Source organism: Nocardia sp. FBN12 (assembly GCF_050320175.1).
Taxonomy (GTDB): domain Bacteria; phylum Actinomycetota; class Actinomycetes; order Mycobacteriales; family Mycobacteriaceae; genus Nocardia.
On record NZ_CP190048.1, the window covers coordinates 6776680 to 6793221 of the forward strand.

A 16542-nucleotide genomic window follows, 5' to 3' on the forward strand; every position below is an offset into this window, starting at 1 on the left:
TGAGAGTGGGCGGTAATGCGAGTCGTTCGGGTAGTGGAGTTCGGCGGTCCCGAGGTGATGGTGTTGGGGGAGGCGCCTGATCCGAGCGCGGAGGCGGGCTCGGTTGTGGTCGATGTGGCGGTCGCGGGGATGTCGTTCGTCGAAACGCAGATCAGGCGGGGCGTCGACAAATGGCATGCCGAGCCCGCGTTGCCCTATGTGCCAGGCAGTTTGGTGGCCGGGACGGTGAGTTCGGTGGGGGCGGGAGTGGACCCGGCTTGGCTCGGGAGGCGGGTTGTCGCCGGAACCGAGGCCGGTGGCTTCGCCGAGCGCGCGGTGGCCGACGCTGAGGACCTGTTCGCGGTGCCGGACGGTGTGGAGCTATCGGATGCCATTGCGCTGCACAGTGATGGCAGCACCGCGCAGGGGCTGGTCGAGCAGGCTCGGATCCGCCCCGGTGACTGGGTTCTCGTCGAGGCGGCGGCCGGTGGTGTCGGCAGCCTGTTGGTGCAGCTCGCCCGGTTGGCGGGTGCTCGGGTCGTCGGGGCCGCCCGTGGCGAACGCAAGCTCGAACTGATTCGGGAGCTGGGGGCCGACGCCGCCATCGACTACTCCCGTCCGGGCTGGGCCGCGCAGGTGCTCGACGTGACCGGTGGAGCGGGAGCGGATGTGGTGTTCGACGGTGTCGGTGGCCGGATCGGGCGGTCGGCGTTCGGGGTGACAGCGCGTGGCGGGCGGTTCTCGATCCACGGTGCTTCCAGCGGCGATGTCACCGTGGTGGATCCCGCTGAAGCGCTGCGCGAAGGCGTGGAAGTGCTCGGCATCGAGCAGCTGTTCGGGTTCGGGCCGCATGCGGTGCGATGGGCTGAGCAGATGTTCGCCCATGCCGTTGCCGGGGTCGTCCGGCCGGTGATCGGACAGACCTTTCCGATGGAACACGCTGCGGACGCGCACCGTGCGATCGAGAACCGCACCGCCCTCGGGAAGACCTTGCTGTTGATGTGACCGCCGCCGATGAATCGCACGTGTCGGTTTCGTCCAAGACAGTGTGGGACCGAGTTCCCTAGGCTGACCGCAGGCAGTTTTCGACGCTCGTATTCAGGAGGATTGTGATGGCACGCGAACTGGTTTACACGGGATTCATGTCGCTCGACGGCGTGGTGGACTCACCGGGCGGAAAGGCCGAGGGGCACCGCAGTGGCGGATGGGTGATGGAGACCGAGTTCGTGCCGGAGGCGTATTCGCTCAAGGGTGAGGAACTCGCCGACACCACCGCGTTGATGTTCGGCCGTCGCAGCTACGAGGCGTTCGCTCCGATCTGGCGTGATTCCGAGGACCATGCCGCCTACAAGGATCTGCCCAAATATGTTGTCTCCGAGACACTTACCGATGATGCGTTGATCGACGGATGGGGCGAGATCACCATCCTGCGCTCGACCGCCGACATCGAGAAGCTCAAGCAGACCGACGGTGGCCCGATCTACATCCACGGCAGTGCTGAACTGGCCCAGCGACTTTCGGACGTCGACCTGATCGATCGCTACAACCTGCTGGTGTTCCCGGTGCTGCTCGGTGCGGGCAAGAGCCTGTTCGGCCGGGCCGATCGCCCCAAACAGCAACTGCGCCTGCGTGACTCGGCGACCTACTCCAACGGCATCGCGAAAATGGTCTACGACGTCGTGCGCTGACCGATATCCAGTGCGATCGCGCCCTCGCTACCCTCGCGCAGCTGCCGCGCCGTCCGGCCGACGAACCGGCGCAGCGCGCGGGCGAGATGGGGTTCGTCGTAGTAGCCGAGCTTGTCGATCACATCGCCCGGCACCTCCCCCGCGCTCAGCAACAGCGCCGCGGTACGCGCACGCTCGATCTGGCGGACCGCGCCCTGGGTGAGGCCGGTTGCCGCCCGAAATCGACGTTCGAGTGTGCGCTCGGTGATCGCGGGCGTCAGACCACGCAGGGTGTCGGCGACCAGGGCATCGCGGACCACGACACCCTGGCCGACAAGCCGCTCGACGAGCGCTTCCGCGTCGTCGGCGCCCGGTGTCTCCCAGCGTTCGCCGTCCAGCCAGAATCCCCGCGTGCTCACATCCGGCAGCACGATCCCGCTGTCGACCAGGCTCGTCGCGGTCACCGCCCGCAATGATGTGCCGACCGCGAACTGGATGCCGACGAAGTCCGCGCCCTCAGGGACCGGCGCGGTGCCGGTCGCGACCTCCGGCCCGGTGACCGCCGCGTGCGGCACACCCTGCTGCTCCCAGAACACCAATCCCCAGGTCTCGGTAGCCACGGAAGTCATCTCCGCGACCTGCTCACTCCGGCAGCTCCAGACCGACTCCACCCACGGCGAATCCGATAACCGGCTCTCGAACACCAATCCCACGGTCGCGAGCCTAATCGCGCGAGGCGTCGGATTTCGGCGAAGCCGGCCTGGTCTGCGGTCTTACGGGAGCGGCAGGCAGGAGCTCCCGGTGTTCACACCGCGCCCGACGACGTCGACTGTCACGTACTGCGCGGAGGTGTACTGCCCTGGCTTGAACTGCTGGGCGACGAGATTTTGCCGACCGGTGTACTCGGGTGTCCAGTCGAAGGTCGCGGTGCTGTTCTCCGGGTGATAGACAGCGACCCCGAGCCGCTTGCCGTTCCCGGGAACCGAGCCACCGCTGATGCCGATGCTCACCTCACCGGCCTCGGAAACCGGAGCGTCGACGTTGACCGTCACCGTGTAGGCGCATCCGGTCCGCAGACCTTCGGTCGGCTGTTCCACACTCAGCCCGGTCACTGCCGCGGCGGCGTTCGGCGCGGCCATCATCATGACGGGCACGGCACCGAGCAGCACGGTGAAGCCGATTCGGCGATTCATAGGGGTTCCCTTCTTCATGTGATCAGGCCGATCGCAGTGGACCGATGAAGGTGCCGGGGTGGGTGGCGCCGTCCTGCCGGGAGACGCTGCCGACCTGCGGCCACGGCACCTGCAACTGGGTGGTGGTGTCGGGCGGTGTCAGGACGATCGTGGTCGGCGTCCACCCGTGCGCTCCGTCCGAGAGGTAGGTGAGTTCGCTGCTCACGGCGGCGCCCGGCGCGACCGTCACGGGGGCGAAACCGGTTTCCTGGCGGGGCAGTGAGTAGATCGGCCCGTAGGTGGGGTTGTCTGGCCCGGCCAGGTCGACGCCCGGATAGCCCTGGACCAGGCAACTCTGCTGGGACGTGTTGGTGAGCACGATCCGCAGCGAGTTCTGCTGGGTCGAGGGCGCCGGGTCATGCTGGGTGGTCGCGGTCAACATCTCGGCCGAGCAGATCGGCAGCTGTGCGGAACTGATAGCCGGGACCATGAACGTCGCCGGAACTGCCGCTGCCGCAACTGCTATCGCTCGTCTCATCATCACCTTCAGTATTCCTCTCCATGCAGGCTGAAAACCAGGCCGTTGGTTGATAGGGGAAGCTCCGCTCGTTCGTTAACCAATCGAACGATATCCATCAGGCTGGTACCGCGAAGTGAGGAGTGGCGGCACCGCAGCGGTCATTATTCTTGAACGATGGTACAACTAGTACGATAGTTCAATTATGCTGGGAGGCGGCGAGATGAGCGCGGGACAGTCGGCTGGATGGAGAGAATGGGGTGGTCTGGCACTGTTGGCGTTGCCAACCATGCTGCTGGGGCTGGATGTGACGGCGCTTTACCTGGTTGTCCCGGGTTTGGCCGTGGACCTGGATCCGACCGCGACCGAGACGCTGTGGATCATGGATGCCTACGGCTTCTTCATCGCCGGGCTACTGATCACGATGGGAACGTTGGGCGACCGGATCGGACGCCGCCGGTTGCTGATGATCGGCGTGACGGCGTTCGCCGCAGCCTCGGTCTTGGTGGCGTTCGCTCCTACGGCCCTGTGGCTGATCGCGGCCCGTTCGCTCCTCGGCGTGGCCGGGGCAACCCTGATGCCCTCGACTCTTTCCCTGATCAGCACCACATTCACCGACGTCCGGCAACGGGCATTGGCCATCGGGATCTGGGCGACAATGTTCGCTTTGGGGATGGCCGCGGGCCCGGTCGTGGGTGGGGTCCTGAGCTCCGCCTTCTGGTGGGGCGCGGTCTTCCTCATCGCAGTCCCGGTCGCATTGCTGGTGCTGGCCGGCGCACCGGTGCTCCTGCCGGAGCACCGGACGCGTGCCGGTCGGCTCGACCTGCTCAGTGTCGGGCTGTTGCTGGCGGCGATGCTGTCGATCATCTACGCGATCAAACATGCCGCCGCCCACGGCATGGACCTCCAGGCTGTGGGAGTCTTCCTTGTCGGTGGCGGCGCCACAGTCGTGTTCGTCCGTCGTCAGCTGCGCCTTGCCGAGCCGCTGCTCGACATGAAGCTGTTCACCAGTCGGGCCTTCTCCGCAGCATTGTCCGTATTGCTGATCGGCCTTGTCGGGTTCGGTGGCGTGATGTTCCTGGTCACCCAGTACCTGCAGCTCGTCGCAGACCTCTCGCCAACGACGGCTGGGCTGTGGATGGGCCCGCCCGCGGTGGCCATGCTCATCGGGGCCATCGGGGCGCCGCTCGTGGCCGGCCGCATCTCACCGGGAGTGGTCATGGCGGCCACTTTGGCGCTGTCGCTGGCCGGATACACCCTGCTAGCGATGGCCGGAACCGACAGCAAGCATGCTGTCGTCGCTGGATTCACCCTTGTCTACCTCGGGCTCGGGGTCGTCGCCGCGCTGGGCACCGATATCGTCGTGGGTGCGGCACCACCGGAAAGGGCAGGATCGGCGGCTGCACTGTCCGAGACCGTGCAAGAGCTCGGCATCGCCATCGGCGTCGCGCTCCTGGGAAGCTTCACCACCGCGATATACCGGAGAAGCATCGAGGTTCCCTCCGGCCTATCGGCACCGGCGGCCGAGGCCTACGGCAACAGCCTCTCCGGAGCCTCATCCCTGGAGAACCAGATATCAGCCGACGCTCTCGACCACGCGCGAACCGTGTTCACCAGCGGACTCAACGCCGCGTCTCTCGCAGCAGGTATTGCCATCTCGGTCGCTTCTGTGGCCTGCTTCGTGATGCTGCGGCATCTCCAGCCCCTCGGCGCCGCAGATCATGAGGCCGAGCCGGTAGCCTCGACATCCGGGAGCAAGCGATGACGGATAAAGCGATGTCAACTGACCAAGACACTGTCGACGGGCGCAAACTGCGCGGCCGACGCCGACGAGCTCAGATCATCGAGGCGACGCTGGAGATCGTCCGCCGCGACGGTGCGACCGGCGTCACCCACCGCACCGTCGCCAAGGAAGCCGGGATCACCACCAGCCTGACCCTCTACTACTTCGCCACCATGGACGATCTGTTGATAGCCGCCCTGACCAGCGTCACGGAGGCATACACGCACCGCATCCGTCAGCTCATCGACACCGATGACGACCCACTCGGCGGCCTCTCCGAGCTCATCGCCGAATCTGCCGGGCCTGGACGTGAGCGAGCTCTCGCCGAGCGGGAGCTGTCGACCCTCGCGGCACGCCGACCAGCCCTACGACCAGTCGCGCGACGCTGGCGCGACAACGTCGCCGAACTCGCCCGAACACAGACTGACGATCCCGATCTGATCGAAGCCGTCGTCGCTTTGTCCGACGGCCTGTGCACCGCCATCCTCCTCAACGACCACGAGGCCGACCCCGACCACATCCGAGCAGTTCTCAGCAAAGCACTACTGAGCAGTCGGTAGGCCGCATCTCATCTGGAAAGCCCGGAACCACGGCAACATGTACAACAGCAACGCATAGACACTGGTGGAGTGGGCGGCCGTCACCAATCCAGTAGTATGCATTTAGTTGGGTAATAGCCAACTAAATGCATACTATTACCAGGAGGTGTGGTGCTGATGGCGGAGCATCGCAGCACCGTGCTGCCCGGCGAACTCTGGCGGGCGCCCCTTCGAACCCTTCGGCCGCAGGATTTGGCCGACATCTACGCACAGCCGCGCCCCGAGATGGCGCGGCTCGTCGATCGGGGCGTGCTGCATCGCGTTGCTCACGGCTACTACGTGATCGTCGCGCCGGACCATGTCGGCCGGACCTGGCTGCCCGCCCTGGAGGCCGTCGCCGCCGGTATCGCGACCTCGATTTACGGGCCGGATCGGGCCATTGTCATGGGAATCAGCGCGGCTCGCGTACTGGGAGCCGTGCCGCGTGCGCTGGCGACCGCGATTGTCGCTGTTCCGCGCCAGCATCGGCCGATCGCACTGACCGATCGCTCGGCGCAAGTCCGGTTTACTCGTCGCGATACAGACGCACTCGACGCCGAGCGTATCGAAACGCCGCTGGGCCCTGCGCTGGTCACGACGCCGGAACAGACCGTGCTCGATCTGGCCCGACGTCCAGAGCTGGGCAATGCCGAGGCGGAGGTTCGTCCGGCGATCGAGACCCTCTACCGTCGGAGCGATCCGGCACGACTCACGGAGCTCGCTTCTGATCAGCGCCTGGGTGCGGCCCTTCGGCGCGCGCAAACCTGGGTGGGGGCATGAGGATCGACGAACGCGACAGTGTCGCAGTTCAATTCGGTGTTTCGCCGGAGCAGGTCGAACGCGACCATCTGATCTCCCATCTACTGGCGGCAATCAGTCGAAGGTTCGGCGAGCGGCTGCACTTCATCGGCGGAACCGCCCTTGCCCGTACGCATCTGGTAAGCGGCAGACTCAGCGAAGACATCGATCTGGTTGCCTTGGACAACCGGACAGTGCTGGCAGCCGAACTCGACGCTGCTCTACCGCGATCGGTCGCGCGAAGCTATGGTCGGCTGGAGTGGGCGCCGTCGTTGAGCACTGTCCCGGATACCGGTGCCGCCCACCTTCGCTCCGCGTCCGGTGTTTCGGTCAAGATCCAGTTGCTGTCGGCGCGTGGTAGACCGGTGTGGCCGACCGAGCTCCGCAACCTCGAGCAGCGCTACACCGACGTGCCACCGTCCGAACTTCTCGTGCCCACACTGCCGGCTTTTGTCGCGGGAAAGACCGTGACATGGCATGACCGGCGCGCATCACGCGACCTGTGGGACCTGTGGGCGCTGAACGGCATCGGTGCGATCGACGACACTGCGGGAGTGTTGTACCGCAGGCACGGCCCGACCAACCGGCTGCCTGCCCCGCAGTTGTTCGATCGAGCACCGGACGAGGCCGACTGGAACGCACAACTGGCCGGCCAGACTCGGCTGACGATCAGCGCCGAGATAGCGCGGTCCGCGGTCCGAGCCGCCTGGACGCGAATTACGAACAGCCGCTGAGCGTCGATCGCGTGGTGCCCTCGCGACTTTGGCGGAGCTCTGCAGCCACCCGTCCGACCAGGTTATTCGTTCCCGCGCGGCCGTTCCGGGTCGCGATCGACCCAGAAGTACTGCCACCGCTGCGTCAGGTATTTACATACTCGCTCCTCGAGACCCGTCATGCCAGGTGTGGCACCGGCTGGTGCAGGCATGAACGGGATGAACGGTTCCATTTCGGTGGGGTGCTCGAAATCGGAGTACAGCAACTCGATGGCCTCGACGTGGAGTGACCTGACCGCAGCTCTTGACCTGAACCATTGTTGAGGGTCGAGAGTTTCTCTCATGAGTACGAACATGATTCAGCCCCCGGTCGTCGACGACGACACCGTGGACCACACCGCCGACATCGCCGCGATTCGTCGGATCATCACCGACACGCAGACCGCGTACAACACCAACGACGCAGAACTCATGACCGCGCAGTTCACCGCGAATGCCGTGGTGGGCAATGCCGTTGGCATGCTGATCAGCGGGCGTGACGCGCTGCTCGATGCGAACAGGCGCGGGTTGGCCGGATTCCTGAAGGATGAATACGTCCGATACGACATCGCCGACGTGACTTTCTTGCGCCCAGACGTGGCTATCGCTCGCAAGACGGCACGCGCCACCACCGCCGACGGCAGCCTGATCGACCCCGAGCCGGCAATGGTCGCGCTCTACGTCCTGGTCAAGCAGGACGGGCGGTGGTGGACCGCGGCCCGGCAGAACACCTTGGTGCCGTCAGCGGAGTGATCCCGACGGCCGCGCAATTCTGCCGATTCCCGGCGCCACCTCGATCGGGCATGTGACGGAGGATCCGGGTGCTGTGTGAATCCTTCGCTGCTTCTGCGACGTTTGGGCTCGTCTGCGGCAAGTTCGTTGCGGTGAACGGTGAGCGCCTTCTGGCTAAGGGGGATCGCAAGGGGATCGACTGGTAAGGAGCAGGGGAAGACGTGCCCCTTGCTGTGCCGTACACCTGCGTCGGCTTCCGGGCTTGTGCTGTAGCGATTTCGCAGTCTGGTTCACCCGCGATACCTGTGCCGGCATCGGGGTGTTGGTCAGATGTCGAATGCGATGTCGAGGTGCTCGCTGCGCGGTAGAGATTGGCACGCCAACCGGCTACCACGCGCGAGGTCGTAGTCGTCGAGTGTCTGGTTGTCGAGCATCTCGACCTCGCCGGAGAGCAGGGTGTAGGCGCAACCTCCGCAGGTACCTTCGCGACACACGTAAGGGGCATCGAGACCTTTGTCGAGCAACACGTCGAGCAGGACGGTGCTCGTGGGCCAGGCGATGGTGTGCTCTTCGCCTTCGAGTTCGACGGTGGCGGTGACCTGATCGCCGTCGGCGCTCGATACCACCGGGCGCGCCTCGAACGCGTCGGACTCGAGCGAGACGAAGACCTCGTTGTGGATCCGAGCTTCGTCGATTCCCTTGCTGGAGGCCGCTGCTCGGGCCACGGTCATGAACGGGCCCGGCCCGCAGATGTAGACGTGGGCGCCCGTCGGATCCGCGATGGCTGAGGCGATCAGTGTGGCGTCGGGTAGACCGTGCTCGGTTTCGAGCAAGTGCACGACGGTGAGCCGGTCGGCATGGCGCTGCGCCAACTCTGCGAGGTCGCGGTCGAAGATGACCGATTCGCGGTCGGTGTTGGCGTACACCAGGGTGATCGGATTCCGGTGCGCGACAAGGGCAGTGCGCAGAATCGACATGACGGGGGTGATCCCGCTGCCTGCTGCGAGCAGGACGAAGGGCGCGTCCCAGTCGCGGGGCACGAAGTTGCCCGCGGGTGGCAGCGTGTCGAGGACCATTCCGGCGGTGACGTTGTCGCAGATCCAGTTCGACGCACGGCCGTCACGTACTCGTTTGACCGTGACAGCGGGCAGATTGTCTGCCGCGGGCGAACTCGACAGCGAGTAGCAGCGAGCGAGCGGGCCGTCCTGTCCCGGTACGCGCAGAGTCAGGAACTGGCCTGCGCGGTAGCGCACCGTGTTTCCCGTCGGCGAATTCAGGACCAGGGTTACCGCATCGGCCGTCTCGCGGACCACTTGGTGAACGGTCAGCTGGACTACCGGGCTGGCGGGTTCAGGGCGAGTCGAGTTCGCGGATCGGGTCATTTCTAGCTCCTGACTTGCAGATCTTCACCATCGGCGACCATCCGGTTAATTGTCACTCGATAATGAGCCATTGACAAAGGGCGCATTGGTCACTGATGCTAAGTCCATGGTGAGAACAGAGTCAACGGCGACTTTGACCCGCCCGGTACCGCGTGACGCGTCTGTCAGAACTCGGGTCGCGGCGGCAGGGTCGGTAATGAGCATTCGTCAGGTAAACAACGTGCTGCCCAGCAACAAGGTAGGAATCGGTGTGGGTCGCGCCCTGATAGCGGCAGTCATGGCTGTCGGCGGCCCCGTCCTACCCGGAACGCGAGTCACTCGGGTTGAGTCGGGCGCTACTCGGGGCGAGATGATTCGGGCGGCCGGTGTGGCCAGTGGATCTCGGGTGATGTACTACATTCACGGCAGCGGCTACGTGGTCTGCTCGGCGCGAACGCATCGCGGCCTGGCGTCTCGGCTGTCGAAGGTGACGGGACTGCCCGTATTCGTCCTGGACTATCGGCTCGCGCCCGAGCATCGTTTCCCGGCCGCGGCCGACGATGTCGCCGCCGGCTACCAGTGGCTGCTCGACCAGGGGCACCAGCCCGGTGACATCGTCGTCGGCGGTGATTCCGCGGGTTGTCATCTCACCCTCGACCTGCTCTTGCAGAACCACCGTTCGAACACAGCGCAACCGGTCGGCGCTTTCATGTTCTCGCCGCTGATGGACCTGTCGCTCACCATGGCCGAACGGCTCGATCGCCACCGGCCCGACCCGATGGCAGCGGCCGTGACCGGGCGCAAGTTGATCGGGCTCTACACCGAGCCCGAACCGGCGCAATCACCGCGATTGAAGCTGTCGATTCCGCCGAATGCGGCACTGCCGCCGCTGTTCATCCAGGCCTCGGCCGAGGAGATGCTCAGCGACGACGCCCGCCACCTTGCCGAGATGGCCGCGGCGGCCGCGACACCGTGTCGGCTGGAACTGTGGCCGGGTCGCATTCACGTCTTTCAAGCCCTCCCTTTGATGGTCCCCGAAGCCGCATCGGCGCTGCGACATGTCGCGGACTTCGTCACCGATGCGTTCTCGGCCGCGGATTTTCTTGCGGCGGAAGCGAGTTGAGTATGAATCTGCTGGAATCGTTCCAGAAGGCTCTCGGCAGGCAGCAGCGCAGCTATGACGCCAAGGCCGTGGTCACGGGAGCGGGCAGCGGCATCGGCCGCGCCTTCGCGATGGAGTTGGCGGCGCGCGGCGGCGAAGTCGTCTGCGCCGATATCGACAAAGATCGTGCTGAGGAGACCGTGCGTCTGATCCAAGCGCGGTACGGGCGACCCGCGCACGCCATGTTCTGCGACGTCTCCGAGCGAGCCGATGTGCAGCGCCTCGCCGACTTCGCCGACGAGGTCTTCGGCGGTGCGCCGACGGTCGTCGTGAACAACGCTGGTGTCGGTATCGGCGGCAAGCGCGTCGGTGAGATCGGCTTCGGCGACTGGGAATGGGCGCTCGGCATCAACCTGTGGGGCGTGGTGCACGGGTGTGAGATCTTCGCGCCCAAGCTTCGCGCGGCAGGCCGTGGCGGCATCATCAACGTCGCCTCGGCGGCCGGCTTCACCGCGGCACCCGCGATGGCGGTGTACAACACCTCCAAAGCAGGTGTGCTGTCGCTGTCGGAGACCATGTCCGCCGAATTCGCCGGTACCGGGGTCGCGGTGACCGTACTGTGCCCGACCTTCGTCAAGACCAATGTCGTCAGCGACGGCCGGATCACCTCGGGCTCATCACGCCTGGCCGACGGCCTCATGCGGCTGACCGGGTTCGCACCCGAGCGGGTTGCCGCCGGCACCCTCGACGCGCTCGACCGCAACCGCCTCTATGTGCTGCCCCAGCTGGATGCCCGGCTTATCTGGCAGCTCAAGCGGACTTTCCCCGCGACCTACACCAACGTTCTCGGATTGCTGAATCGCTTTCTGCCCCAGGAAGACACGACCGAGACCACCGACGATTTCGACAAGAAGGGAGTCTGACGATGTCGTTCGACTTCGATGACATGCTGGCAAAGATCAAGGCCCGCCAATGGGCGCTGGCCGATATCGACTGGGACGCCCCCGGCGCCGAGATGATCGACCCGGAACTGCACGCGAAGCTCAAGCCGTTCCTCACCGATCTGATGTGGATCGAGAACGTCGGTGCACGTGGTTTCGCCGCGATGGCGAAGAAGGCGCCCACCGAGACGCTCGCCGAGATCTATCGGTATTTCCACGCCGAGGAGCAGCGGCACGCGAACGCCGAATTCGCCTTGATGCGCCGATGGGGGATGCTCGACGGTGACGAGATGCCAGAGCCGAACATCAACGTCAAGCTGGTGATCGACTTCCTGGACAAGTATGCCGACGGCATGTCGATGTCCTTCCTCGGTACCGTCATCCCGATGCTCGAGGTCGCCCTCGACGGTGCGTTGATCAAGTTCATCACCGACGAGGTCAAGGACCCGGTCGCCCAGCAAGTCTTCAAGAAGATCAACGCCGACGAATCGCGGCACCTGGCCACCGATTACGCGGTGATGGAGCTGCTCGGACACGCGACAACGCGCAAGCTCGCCATCGACTTCATCGGTGGCTGGGCCAAGCCGTCGCTGATCATCGGCACGCTGAGCTACGTCCCACTGCTGAACAAGATGCGCGACAACGTCGTCGACATGGGTGTGTCCGAGGAGCGGCTGTACGCGGCGATGGAGCGCTTCGCCGCGGTGGCCGAGCGGGCGCCGATCGTGAACCGTGTGCCGATGTATCGGATCGTGCGCATGCACAGCCGCTGGGTCATCGACCGCGGTCACAAATACCACCTGCTCGCCGACTCGCTGGTCAAGGTGACTGCGCGCTTCCCTGAACGCTTCCTGCGGAACCCCAGCTGGTCCAAGGCTCTCACCTACGAGCCCGCGGCATGAGCGCCGTGGTCAAGCCACTGGACGTGGCGATCATCGGCGCGGGCTTCGCCGGCATCGGTATCGCGTTGCGGTTGCGTCAGCGTGGCGTGAACGACTTCGCGATTCTGGAGCGTGACACCCGCGTCGGCGGCACCTGGCGCGACAACACCTACCCCGGCGCCGCATGCGATATTCCGTCGCGGCTGTACTCCTACAGCTTCGCGCCGAACCCGGACTGGTCCAAGACGTATTCGGGCAGTGGTGAGATTCTCGACTACATCGAGAACATGGTCGATTCGTATGGCGTTCGCCCCTTCATCCGGTTCGGTCAGAATGTCACCGGCCTGGAGTTCGACGAGGCCGAAGGCCTGTGGTCGATCACCATCGAGGGCCGCGACAAGCTGTTGCGGGCGCGCTCGGTCATCGTCGCCTCCGGACCGTTGTCCAACGCGAGTTTCCCCGCCATCCCCGGCATCGACGACTTCGCGGGCAAGAAGGTCCACAGCGCCCGCTGGGACCACGACTACGACTACGCGGGCAAGAAGGTTTCCGTGGTCGGCACCGGCGCCAGTGCCGTGCAGATCGTGCCCGAGATGGTCAAGACCGCCGCATCGGTGAAGGTCCATCAGCGCACGCCCGGCTGGGTCCTGCCGCGGGTCAACCGGGAAACCAGCGGCCTGGCGAAGAAGCTGTACCAGCGCTTCCCGGTCACCCAGTCGCTGGCGCGTGGCGCGTGGTTCTGGGGACATGAGACCGTCGCGCTCGGTGTTGTCTGGGAGAGCCCGCTCACCCGCGTAGTCGAGCGGGTCGCCAAACTGCACCTGCGGGCACAGGTGCGTGACCCGTGGCTGCGTCGCCAGCTCACCCCGGACTTCCGGGCCGGCTGCAAACGGCTGTTGATGAGCAGCGACTACTACCCGGCGCTGCAAGCGGACAACTGCCAGCTCAACAACTGGCCGATCGTCAAGATCGTCCCCGAGGGCATCCTCACCGCCGAGGGCGTCGTGCATCGTGCCGACTGCATAGTGTTCGCGACCGGATTCGAGGTGTCCAAATCCGGGGCACCGATCCCGATCACCGGTCGCGGCGGCCGCACACTCGACGACGAATGGAGCCGCGGCTCCTACGCGTTCAAGAGCGTGGCGGTCGCGGGTTACCCGAACCTGTTCTTCACCTTCGGTCCCAACTCCGGACCGGGCCACAACTCGGCACTGGTGTACATGGAAGCCCAGATCGAGTACATCGCCGAGGCGATCGGCCTGCTGCTGCGCCGCGACCTGCGCACGCTCGAGGTCGACAAGCAGCGGCAAGACGAGTACAACATCGAAATGCAGCGGCGCTTGGCGTCGACGACCTGGAATTCCGGCTGTAGCAGCTGGTACCTCACCGAAGACGGGTTCAACGCGACAATGTATCCCGGCTTCGGCACGCAGTTCGTGCGTCAACTCGACGAACTCGACCTCGACGACTACGTCGTTACTTCGCGTGTGGTCACCGAGATCGGCGATATCAACCGGATGCCTGCGTTCGGCTAGGGTATGTCGATATATAGCTTGTGCCTCCGGTTCCGTCACGCGGGCCGGAGGCACAGGCATATCGGGGCGACGTGGGTATAAGGGACAGGGCGACCGAGGTGATGACGTGAGCGAGTACCGCATCGACGAACTTTCCCGCGCGGCGGGCACGACCAGCCGCAATGTACGCCTCTACCATGAGCGAGGTCTGCTGCCCGCCCCGATCAGGCGCGAGGGTAGAGCCAATATCTACGACGACACCCACCTCGGTCGTCTGCGCCTCATCGACCGCATGCTCACGCGTGGTTTCACCATCGCCCATATCGCCGACTTCATCACCAGCTGGGAGACCGGCAAGGACATCACCGAGGTCCTCGGCCTGCAGAGCGCGGTGACGGCAGCCTGGGGTCACCGCGACGAAGAGCTGACGATGTCGCGCGAGACCTTCGAAGCCATGGTCGGCGATCCGGAAAACGGGCCCCTCGCCAACGCCGAGGTCGACCGGCTGATCGAGTTGGGTGTGGTGCAGCCGGGTGCGGAACCCGGCACCATCGAAGTGCTCCAAACCAACCTGATCGACGTGTTCGTCCAGCTGAACAAACACGGAATCGCGACGTCGACACAGATCGACATGCACGCACGGATCTCGGCGCGCCTCGAGGAAATCGCGAGCATGATGATCGGTACCGCTCGAGACATCATTATCGGTGAGCACGGCGTCGGCTGGCTCCCCGAATCCGACAGCGAAATCGCCACACTGACCCACACACTCAATTATTGGCGCGAACTCGGCACCGAGGCTGTCCGCGACAGCTTGGATCGGGCATTCGAGCGTGTCCTAGCCGATGAGCTCGGTAGATACCTGGACGCGGCGGCACAGGCCAGGCAGTCCCAGCGCGTCGAATCCTGAACGATTCATCGAGTCTGCCCGGCACCTCTCTGTCTGCTGACGGTGGGTTGCGCCCGGCAGGATGCGAACCTGTGGCCTACCGAAACGGGCGAGTGTGCTCAATATTCGAGGTCGGTCCAGCTGAGGGTGAGAGGGAACGGGTGGCTCAGCTCGATTTCGGGATGGGCGGTTGGTGACCATTCGCTGACCAGGGCGTATTGGCGCGGCCGCAGAGGAGTGACGCCTGCTGGCAGGTCAGTGGGCGTCGCCAGAACGTAGGTCAAGACGGTGTCGATGCGTCGGCCTTCCCGGTCGAGCAGCACCTCCCAATATTCGCCTATCCCGGCTTCGGCGTAGCGCGCTTGTTTTGTCAGCAATTGACCGATGTGGTTGGACGGGGAAAGTACTTCGCCGACGATGACAACGTGCTCGGCGAAGATCGGTGTCCATGGTTCGTCGGGGCGGTGGTAGACCATGAAATCCGGGGTGAGGAAGTCGTCTTTGGTGCGATTCAGGAAGACATTGGTTTCGGTGTCCACCTGCCAGCATTCACCAGGACGGGCTTTCATGCTGCGTCGCGCGGCGTTCTCCAGTGCGTTGCGCAAGCGAGTAGCGAAGCGTTGGTGCTCTGGCGGACCGGTACGAACCCAGACCGGATGCCCTTTGACCAGTTCGATACGTTCCGACTGGTCAGGGGGCAGGGCGCTCAACTCGGCCCAGGTCATACGAAGGGGCAGTTGGGGGAACTCCGTTGACGGAGTCGACATCGTCATCCCTCCTCGCACCAGGCGAAACTCTGGTGCCCTCGGCAGGATTCGAACCTGCGACCTGCCCTTTAGGACAAACGGGTGGGGCCTCGGTCGTTGTGGTGCCCTCGGCAGGATTCGAACCTGCGACCTACCCTTTAGGAGAGGGTTGCTCTATCCCCTGAGCTACGAAGGCGTGGCCAGGCTCGGCTGGCCGAGCTGAGTATAGCGTGGGGGCGGGCTCGGTGGCGTAGGCCTGTGGGCTTGGGGTCAGAAGGCGTCGAAACCGCCGCCGCCGCTGTCGAAGCCGCTCCCGCTGTCGTAACCGTCGCTGCCGCCGAAATCGGTGCCGCTGTCGCCTTGGTCGAATCCGCCCTGGTCATAGCCGGGATCAATGGCAGCTTCGCCGGTACCGTCCTCGAACGCCTGCGCGTCGTAGCCGACCCCGCCCATTCCGGCGAACAGCGTCGTGAACAGCAGGGCCGAACCCGCACCCCAGGCTCCGGCGATCAGTGCGGGCTTCCACCAGGGCTCGGAGTACCAGCCCGCGGGGACGGGGCGGCCTGCCACGCGGCCGCCGGGGAAGTAGTTCGGGGTGCCGGCGGAGGGGGCGGGGGAGGCGGTGATGGCGCGGCCGTTGTGGGCGACGGTGCGCTGTTCGTCGACCTGACCGGCGATGTCCTGGCCGTCGATGGCGGGGATCGGGGGGCCGGGGTCCATGTCCATCGCGATTCGGGCGGCCCGGATGTAGTAGAGGCCTTCCAGTGCGGATTGCTTGGCGAGCCGGGCTTGGGTGGGGGAGCCCGCGCGGTCGATCTGGCCGCCTGCGGCGTTGTATCGCTCGGAGGCGTCGGCCAGGGCCTGGCGGGCGGCTTCGTTGCGGGGTGAGAGCTGGTAGACCTGCCCGCCGAGTCGCTCGATCGTCACCCTCGCGTCGGCCTGCGCCTCCTCGAGCTCGCGCGCGTTCCGCTTGTTCTGTTCGGCACGCAGGTACAACAGAGCAACGACGCACACAACCACGATCACGATCAACCACCAGAGCATCGCGCGCCTCATTTCGTCGAGGTGTCGAGATGTCATCCAGTTTACTGATCGGTTGCCCAAACGCATTGACCGGCGTTGATCAGCGC

The 16542-nt window shown here is 65.1% G+C and carries 19 protein-coding genes and 1 tRNA gene; 12 read left to right on the forward strand and 8 right to left on the reverse strand.

The genetic code is table 11. From position 1 onward, the window contains the following. Positions 1 to 15: 15 nt before the first annotated feature. The gene (locus ACQHI0_RS32015; protein ID WP_427905447.1) at positions 16 to 984 is read left to right on the forward strand and encodes a zinc-binding dehydrogenase; all 969 of its coding nucleotides are present in this window, start codon (positions 16 to 18) and stop codon (positions 982 to 984) included. A 107-nt stretch (positions 985 to 1091) separates the two neighbouring features. Next, complete coding sequence (locus ACQHI0_RS32020) at positions 1092 to 1667, forward strand: dihydrofolate reductase family protein (protein WP_427905448.1); 576 nt, start codon at positions 1092 to 1094, stop codon at positions 1665 to 1667. On the opposite strand, the gene ACQHI0_RS32025 is transcribed toward ACQHI0_RS32020, so the two are convergent. The 3 genes from ACQHI0_RS32025 to ACQHI0_RS32035 all read right to left on the reverse strand — a co-directional run bounded on the left by ACQHI0_RS32025 (position 1649) and on the right by ACQHI0_RS32035 (position 3359). Further along, positions 1649 to 2275: a helix-turn-helix domain-containing protein gene (locus ACQHI0_RS32025; protein ID WP_427905449.1), complete on the reverse strand. Its 627-nt coding sequence runs from the start codon at positions 2273 to 2275 to the stop codon at positions 1649 to 1651. The two genes, ACQHI0_RS32020 and ACQHI0_RS32025, sit on opposite strands and share 19 nt — an antisense overlap. 144 nt (positions 2276 to 2419) lie before the next feature. Beyond that, the gene (locus ACQHI0_RS32030) at positions 2420 to 2839 is read right to left on the reverse strand and encodes a hypothetical protein (protein WP_427905450.1); all 420 of its coding nucleotides are present in this window, start codon (positions 2837 to 2839) and stop codon (positions 2420 to 2422) included. A gap of 22 nt (positions 2840 to 2861) precedes the next feature. Then, positions 2862 to 3359, reverse strand: coding sequence for a DUF4232 domain-containing protein (locus tag ACQHI0_RS32035; RefSeq protein WP_427905451.1), 498 nt, complete (start codon positions 3357 to 3359; stop codon positions 2862 to 2864). A 199-nt stretch (positions 3360 to 3558) separates the two neighbouring features. Between ACQHI0_RS32035 and ACQHI0_RS32040 the strand changes: the two genes are divergently transcribed. From ACQHI0_RS32040 to ACQHI0_RS32055, 4 genes are all read left to right on the forward strand, one after another. Further along, entirely contained in the window at positions 3559 to 5100 is a 1542-nt protein-coding gene (locus tag ACQHI0_RS32040; protein ID WP_427905452.1) for an MFS transporter, read from the forward strand. Positions 5101 to 5111: 11 nt separating this feature from the next. Next, the gene (locus ACQHI0_RS32045) at positions 5112 to 5678 is read left to right on the forward strand and encodes a TetR/AcrR family transcriptional regulator (RefSeq protein ID WP_427905453.1); all 567 of its coding nucleotides are present in this window, start codon (positions 5112 to 5114) and stop codon (positions 5676 to 5678) included. 156 nt (positions 5679 to 5834) lie between these two features. Beyond that, a complete protein-coding gene (locus tag ACQHI0_RS32050) occupies positions 5835 to 6476 on the forward strand; it encodes a type IV toxin-antitoxin system AbiEi family antitoxin domain-containing protein (RefSeq protein ID WP_427909369.1) in 642 nt (213 codons plus the stop codon). Next, a complete protein-coding gene (locus ACQHI0_RS32055; protein ID WP_427905454.1) occupies positions 6473 to 7228 on the forward strand; it encodes a nucleotidyl transferase AbiEii/AbiGii toxin family protein in 756 nt (251 codons plus the stop codon). Before ACQHI0_RS32050 ends, ACQHI0_RS32055 begins: the two co-directional genes overlap by 4 nt. Positions 7229 to 7290: 62 nt before the next feature. On the opposite strand, the gene ACQHI0_RS32060 is transcribed toward ACQHI0_RS32055, so the two are convergent. Further along, entirely contained in the window at positions 7291 to 7563 is a 273-nt protein-coding gene (locus ACQHI0_RS32060) for a DUF2247 family protein (protein WP_427905455.1), read from the reverse strand. Here ACQHI0_RS32060 and ACQHI0_RS32065 point away from each other — a divergent pair. After that, entirely contained in the window at positions 7550 to 7999 is a 450-nt protein-coding gene (locus ACQHI0_RS32065) for an SgcJ/EcaC family oxidoreductase (RefSeq protein ID WP_427905456.1), read from the forward strand. The genes ACQHI0_RS32060 and ACQHI0_RS32065 overlap by 14 nt on opposite strands. 305 nt (positions 8000 to 8304) lie before the next feature. Here ACQHI0_RS32065 and ACQHI0_RS32070 read toward each other — a convergent pair whose 3' ends face one another. Next, entirely contained in the window at positions 8305 to 9360 is a 1056-nt protein-coding gene (locus ACQHI0_RS32070; protein WP_427905457.1) for a 2Fe-2S iron-sulfur cluster-binding protein, read from the reverse strand. Between the two features lie 388 nt (positions 9361 to 9748). On the opposite strand from ACQHI0_RS32070, the gene ACQHI0_RS32075 reads away from it, so the two are divergent. The 5 genes from ACQHI0_RS32075 to ACQHI0_RS32095 all read left to right on the forward strand — a co-directional run bounded on the left by ACQHI0_RS32075 (position 9749) and on the right by ACQHI0_RS32095 (position 14687). Continuing rightward, the gene (locus tag ACQHI0_RS32075; RefSeq protein ID WP_427909370.1) at positions 9749 to 10462 is read left to right on the forward strand and encodes an alpha/beta hydrolase; all 714 of its coding nucleotides are present in this window, start codon (positions 9749 to 9751) and stop codon (positions 10460 to 10462) included. Positions 10463 to 10464: 2 nt separating this feature from the next. Next, positions 10465 to 11364: an SDR family NAD(P)-dependent oxidoreductase gene (locus tag ACQHI0_RS32080; RefSeq protein ID WP_427905458.1), complete on the forward strand. Its 900-nt coding sequence runs from the start codon at positions 10465 to 10467 to the stop codon at positions 11362 to 11364. 2 nt (positions 11365 to 11366) lie between these two features. Beyond that, positions 11367 to 12284 (forward strand): ferritin-like domain-containing protein, encoded by a 918-nt coding sequence (locus ACQHI0_RS32085; protein WP_427905459.1) that lies wholly within the window; start codon positions 11367 to 11369, stop codon positions 12282 to 12284. Beyond that, entirely contained in the window at positions 12281 to 13798 is a 1518-nt protein-coding gene (locus tag ACQHI0_RS32090) for a flavin-containing monooxygenase (protein WP_427905460.1), read from the forward strand. Before ACQHI0_RS32085 ends, ACQHI0_RS32090 begins: the two co-directional genes overlap by 4 nt. A gap of 106 nt (positions 13799 to 13904) precedes the next feature. Beyond that, positions 13905 to 14687 carry a MerR family transcriptional regulator gene (locus tag ACQHI0_RS32095; protein WP_427905461.1) on the forward strand — a complete coding sequence of 261 codons (783 nt, stop codon included), beginning with the start codon at positions 13905 to 13907 and terminating at the stop codon, positions 14685 to 14687. 98 nt (positions 14688 to 14785) lie between these two features. Here the strand turns inward: ACQHI0_RS32095 and ACQHI0_RS32100 are convergent, their stop codons facing one another. The 3 genes from ACQHI0_RS32100 to ACQHI0_RS32110 form a co-directional block, all read right to left on the reverse strand. Then, entirely contained in the window at positions 14786 to 15433 is a 648-nt protein-coding gene (locus ACQHI0_RS32100; RefSeq protein WP_427905462.1) for a Uma2 family endonuclease, read from the reverse strand. A gap of 99 nt (positions 15434 to 15532) precedes the next feature. Beyond that, positions 15533 to 15608, reverse strand: a tRNA-Arg gene (locus ACQHI0_RS32105). 74 nt (positions 15609 to 15682) lie between these two features. After that, the gene (locus tag ACQHI0_RS32110) at positions 15683 to 16456 is read right to left on the reverse strand and encodes a DUF1542 domain-containing protein (protein ID WP_427905463.1); all 774 of its coding nucleotides are present in this window, start codon (positions 16454 to 16456) and stop codon (positions 15683 to 15685) included. Between the last annotated feature and the right edge of the window lie 86 nt (positions 16457 to 16542).